The sequence below is a fragment of the Chromobacterium sp. genome, from assembly GCF_041912965.1.
Classification (GTDB): Bacteria; Pseudomonadota; Gammaproteobacteria; order Burkholderiales; family Chromobacteriaceae; genus Chromobacterium; species Chromobacterium aquaticum.
This window is the reverse complement of record NZ_JAYSGF010000084.1, coordinates 1-3942: the sequence shown is the minus strand read 5'-3', so window position 1 is coordinate 3942 and position 3942 is coordinate 1. Positions and strand designations below refer to the sequence as shown.

Sequence of the window (3942 nt, the reverse complement as noted above, 5' to 3'; positions counted from 1 at the left end):
ACCGAACCTGATCGACGCGGCGCGCGCTGTTGTCGCGGCAGACCGCGCCGGCGAGTTGACCGACGAACTGATCACCGCGCTGGAGGCGGCAATCGATACGCCGGATGTCCAGTTGGCGCAGGTGTATCGCGCGCAGCTTAAGACACGCGCTCAAATGAAGCGGGACATTCCGGAAGGGCAACGCGGATGGTGGTACGACGTGGCGCACGGGGAAACCTTGAATCTTCGGCAAGCAACCCAAGCCGACCTTGATCGGTGCACGCTCAACCATGACTGCAGCAGGTCTCCCGCTGACTATATGTGCGAGACGTTCGATCGCGGCTCGTTGGTGTATAAGGCAGCGATTGCACACATTGACCCGGAGCAGCACACATTCGCCGCCGTTGGTGCTAAACAGCACCCCGATGACGTTGCCGTCGACCGTTTCGCGTTGGCGATGAAGGCCAAGCTCGCGGACGCGCGGACCAAGGGCCGCAGCGGCTGGGACGACCCGGCGCGATGCTCTGTCGAGTTCCTGGCGCAACTGCTCGTCGGCCACATCGGCAAAGACAACGCCGGCAACTTCGAGGACGTGGCCAATCTGGCGATGATGCTGCACCAGCGCGGCGCAGATCCGTATGTGCTGGCAGAGGGAAACCCATCTGGAACGGCCCTAGATTGCAGAGGGGGATTAAAAACCGAATAAAGCAGGCCCGGCAATGGGTGGCGATGAAAGGTGGCGAGTGATGGCGTGCGAGCACTGCACCGGCCTAGATGGCGACGTCTTATGTCCGTACTACGGCCACGCGCCGCACGTCCACACGCAGCCGGTGGGCGGCACCGTCTTCATCGGCGAGCCGCCGGCCAACTTCATCCCGGACCCGGACGCGCCGGGCCTGGGGACTTGGTATTGCCCGAGCTGCAAGGAAGGCATGCCAGTGGATGGGATGGAAAGGGGCGAATCATGACTTGCGCCGAATGCGGCGATACCGGCTTCGTTGGTGACTTTCTTTCATGCGCAGAAGTCTGCATTCACTGCGACGCCTATCACCGCTATATCAACATGACACCCGCCGAGTGGGCGCAGGAAGCCGAACAGCGGCGGGCAGAACTCATTGCAGCGCTGAAGAGCGCCGGCGAAACCATCGACACCTGGCCGGAGTGGAAGCAAGCGCTCGTGGCCAGCCGAAGCGGAGGTAAACCCGAATGAAAACTGAATGCAGCAAGTGCCAGGCGGCCATGCAGCCACCGAATCCGCCGCCGGCAAGCGAAAGCCCGTGGCCAGGCCACGCAGCTGTTTTTGTAGTCACTGGCTACAACTGCAAGGCCTGCGGCCACTTTAACGACCTGAAGCGCCGGCGCGGGTATGCCGCGTGGCGCGATAAGCAAATGGAGGCCTCCCGCCCATGAACCCAGTTATCTTGCAGCCGACCGTCATGGTCAATGGCGTGCAGTGGAAGCTGTTTGGCGTCGAGTTCGGGACGGCTGACGGTAAGTTCGTCACCTGGATTTACGCCGTTGACCACGGGCACGCGGCGCTGATCCTGGACGAGATGAAGGCCACGGCGAAAGTTTTGGGCGAATACCGCGGCGCGATTAACGCGGGCTGACAAGAAAGGATAGCAATGATCACGAATGACCAACTGGCCGAACTGGAGCGCATGGCGCGCGCGGCGACGCCCGGGCCGTGGCGCGCTGGCAGGCCTCGGGAAATTGTGTCCGCATCTGAGGTGTGCGTCGATACTGACATCGGCCCCAAAGTGTTGCTGGCCGGCAATTCGAACTTCATTGCGGAGGGCGAGCGAAACGCGGCGTTCGTAGCTGCCGCGGATCCCGCCACGGTCCTGGCGCTGGTCGCTGAGCTGGCCGGATGGCGAAAGCTGAAAGACCCAAACGTGCTGTTCAACAACATGCTGGCTGGCATACCAGCTAGGCTTTCGGCTGAAACCTTGCTGCACCTGGCGGGCGATCAGTACCAGGGCATGGCCGCGCGCATCGCCGAGCTGGAGCAGGACGCGGCAAGGCTGGATTACATGATCGAAAACGGGCTGTTTGTGGAGGCATTCATCATGCCCGATCTACCAAAGATGCCGCCGCTGTGTTGGCTGGTCAATTTCAGAACCGGCCCAATCGACAAGAAGCAATTCGAAGACCCGCGCGCGGCCATCGACGCCGCGATGGCTCCGCCACGCTGCACCTGCCCGTCGGGTGATGGCTCGCTGCGCTGGCCGTGCCCGCGGCATCCGCCGGAGTCGGCGTGACAACCGCACTGCCGGCGCCGCCCATCTACCGCTACATCCAGCGGCGTGACGGCGCGGTGATCTACCTTGGCCCGGAGCGGCCTGAGTCGACGCTGGGAACGAGCTGCACCCGTAGCGAGTGGCTACCGGACAAGGCGGCTGAGTGGGGCGGCCGGTGGGCCGATCCGGAGATTGTGTTTTGAGGGCTGCCAAAGGGCGGCCCAAATCATTTGGAGGGTATATGGATGAACAACTGATTGCTGTGTTAACCGAGCTAACGAAAAAGCTCGATGGTCTCGGCGCGTCTGTGCCTGTCGATAAAGCCCTTTGGGCGCCGGCAGCGTGCGCGCAGTACTTGGGTGTCTCTGAGCGTCATTTCAGTGAAAGACTTTCCCTTAGGCCTGGATTTCCAGAGGCATTCAACGTGTCGTCTGGGGGCCAGCGAATGGATCTGCGATGGAAGGCCAAAGACATCATGTCGTGGGTCGAAAGGCAGCGCGTCCGCCGGGCCGCTTAATCAAGCAGGCTGGCAACACCCTCCATGTTCGGCGCGTAGTATGTGTTCTGAAGTATCCGCAAGTCTCTGTGGCCGCTTACCTTGGCCAACGTCATCACGTCCAGCTTTCTTGCCATCCGTGTCAGCGCCTCCCGGCGCGAGTCATGGAAGTGCAAGTCATCAATCAGCGCTTTATCCTTGGCGCGCCTGAATAGCGCGTCAAGGTTTGCCGCTGTCAGATCGAACACAGTTTCCTTTCCCTCAGTCGCCATCATTACCTGGCTCAGCAAGCGCATGGCCTCTCGTGACAACGGAACGTCACGAGAATGGCCGTTCTTGCTGGTTGGGATATGAACCAGGCGCTTCTTGAAGTCCAGTTCTTCCGGCCGAATCCGGCAAATCTCCCCAGCCCGCATCGCTGTTTCAATAGCAAAAAGCCAAGCGACACCAGCACGGTTCATCTGCATTGTGGGCGCGTCTTCCTTCCTATATCCGCATGCAAGCAGAATTGCCTCGGTTTCTTTGTCCGTGGGCCGCCTAGACCGAGCCTTCACCGTGTCTGGTTTTTTTACCGTGCTGATAGGGTTCGTGACCAGCCAGCGCCATTCCTTGATCGCGATATTGCAGGCATGCATAAGGATCGCCCACTCTCGTCGGACTGTTAACTGGCTTACGGATTTCAAGCGCTCGTCGCGCCAGGCTGCGAAAGTCTCGGGCCCAATGTCTGGGAGACGCGTTTCGCAAAGGGAAGGGTACTCGCGGATAAACAGTTCAATGCGGAGCTGCTCCCAGCGTGCCCCGCGCTTTGTAATGCTTACCTCTTCAGAGTATCGTTTGAGCAATTCACCAAACGATTTATCTGGAATGTTTCCGATCCGGCCTGCATCAATATCGGCCTCCAGCTTTGTCGCCCAAGCAACCGCGTCAGCCTTGCGTTTGAAGGTTTGTGAGCGAGAGACTTTGCCCTTGCGGACTTTGGCGCGCCACTTGTCGCCACGCGGTTCTATCGTTGCCATTCTTGGGACACTCGGAGGGACAAATCTGGGACAAACTATACTGTATTGCGGTGGTTTTTGCAGGATTGCAGCGGGATGCGATAGCACAAAGATCCCTTTGTTTACGGGCTTTACTGGGCAATGGTGGGTTATGGTGGATTGAGTAAAAATATAGGTTGGTGCGAAAGGAGAGACTCGAACTCTCACGCCTTGCGGCGCTGGAACCTAAATC

The 3942-nt window shown here is 59.7% G+C and carries 8 protein-coding genes; 7 read left to right on the top strand and 1 reads right to left on the bottom strand.

The genetic code is table 11. From position 1 onward, the window contains the following. From ACE3QM_RS22625 to ACE3QM_RS22595, 7 genes are all read left to right on the top strand, one after another. Positions 1 to 685: hypothetical protein (locus ACE3QM_RS22625; RefSeq protein WP_374425071.1), on the top strand; the 685-nt coding region annotated here is incomplete at its 5' end. A 40-nt stretch (positions 686 to 725) separates the two neighbouring features. After that, positions 726 to 947 (top strand): hypothetical protein, encoded by a 222-nt coding sequence (locus tag ACE3QM_RS22620; RefSeq protein ID WP_374425069.1) that lies wholly within the window; start codon positions 726 to 728, stop codon positions 945 to 947. Further along, positions 944 to 1189, top strand: coding sequence for a hypothetical protein (locus tag ACE3QM_RS22615; protein WP_374425067.1), 246 nt, complete (start codon positions 944 to 946; stop codon positions 1187 to 1189). The genes ACE3QM_RS22620 and ACE3QM_RS22615 overlap by 4 nt, the downstream gene beginning before the upstream one ends. Positions 1190 to 1385: 196 nt before the next feature. After that, positions 1386 to 1589: a hypothetical protein gene (locus ACE3QM_RS22610; protein WP_374425065.1), complete on the top strand. Its 204-nt coding sequence runs from the start codon at positions 1386 to 1388 to the stop codon at positions 1587 to 1589. Between the two features lie 15 nt (positions 1590 to 1604). Continuing rightward, entirely contained in the window at positions 1605 to 2240 is a 636-nt protein-coding gene (locus tag ACE3QM_RS22605; RefSeq protein ID WP_374425063.1) for a hypothetical protein, read from the top strand. Next, positions 2237 to 2422 (top strand): hypothetical protein, encoded by a 186-nt coding sequence (locus ACE3QM_RS22600; protein WP_374425061.1) that lies wholly within the window; start codon positions 2237 to 2239, stop codon positions 2420 to 2422. Before ACE3QM_RS22605 ends, ACE3QM_RS22600 begins: the two co-directional genes overlap by 4 nt. Positions 2423 to 2460: 38 nt before the next feature. Further along, complete coding sequence (locus ACE3QM_RS22595; RefSeq protein ID WP_374425059.1) at positions 2461 to 2736, top strand: hypothetical protein; 276 nt, start codon at positions 2461 to 2463, stop codon at positions 2734 to 2736. On the opposite strand, the gene ACE3QM_RS22590 is transcribed toward ACE3QM_RS22595, so the two are convergent. Next, positions 2733 to 3731: a tyrosine-type recombinase/integrase gene (locus ACE3QM_RS22590; RefSeq protein WP_374425057.1), complete on the bottom strand. Its 999-nt coding sequence runs from the start codon at positions 3729 to 3731 to the stop codon at positions 2733 to 2735. The genes ACE3QM_RS22595 and ACE3QM_RS22590 overlap by 4 nt on opposite strands. Positions 3732 to 3942: the final 211 nt, after the last annotated feature.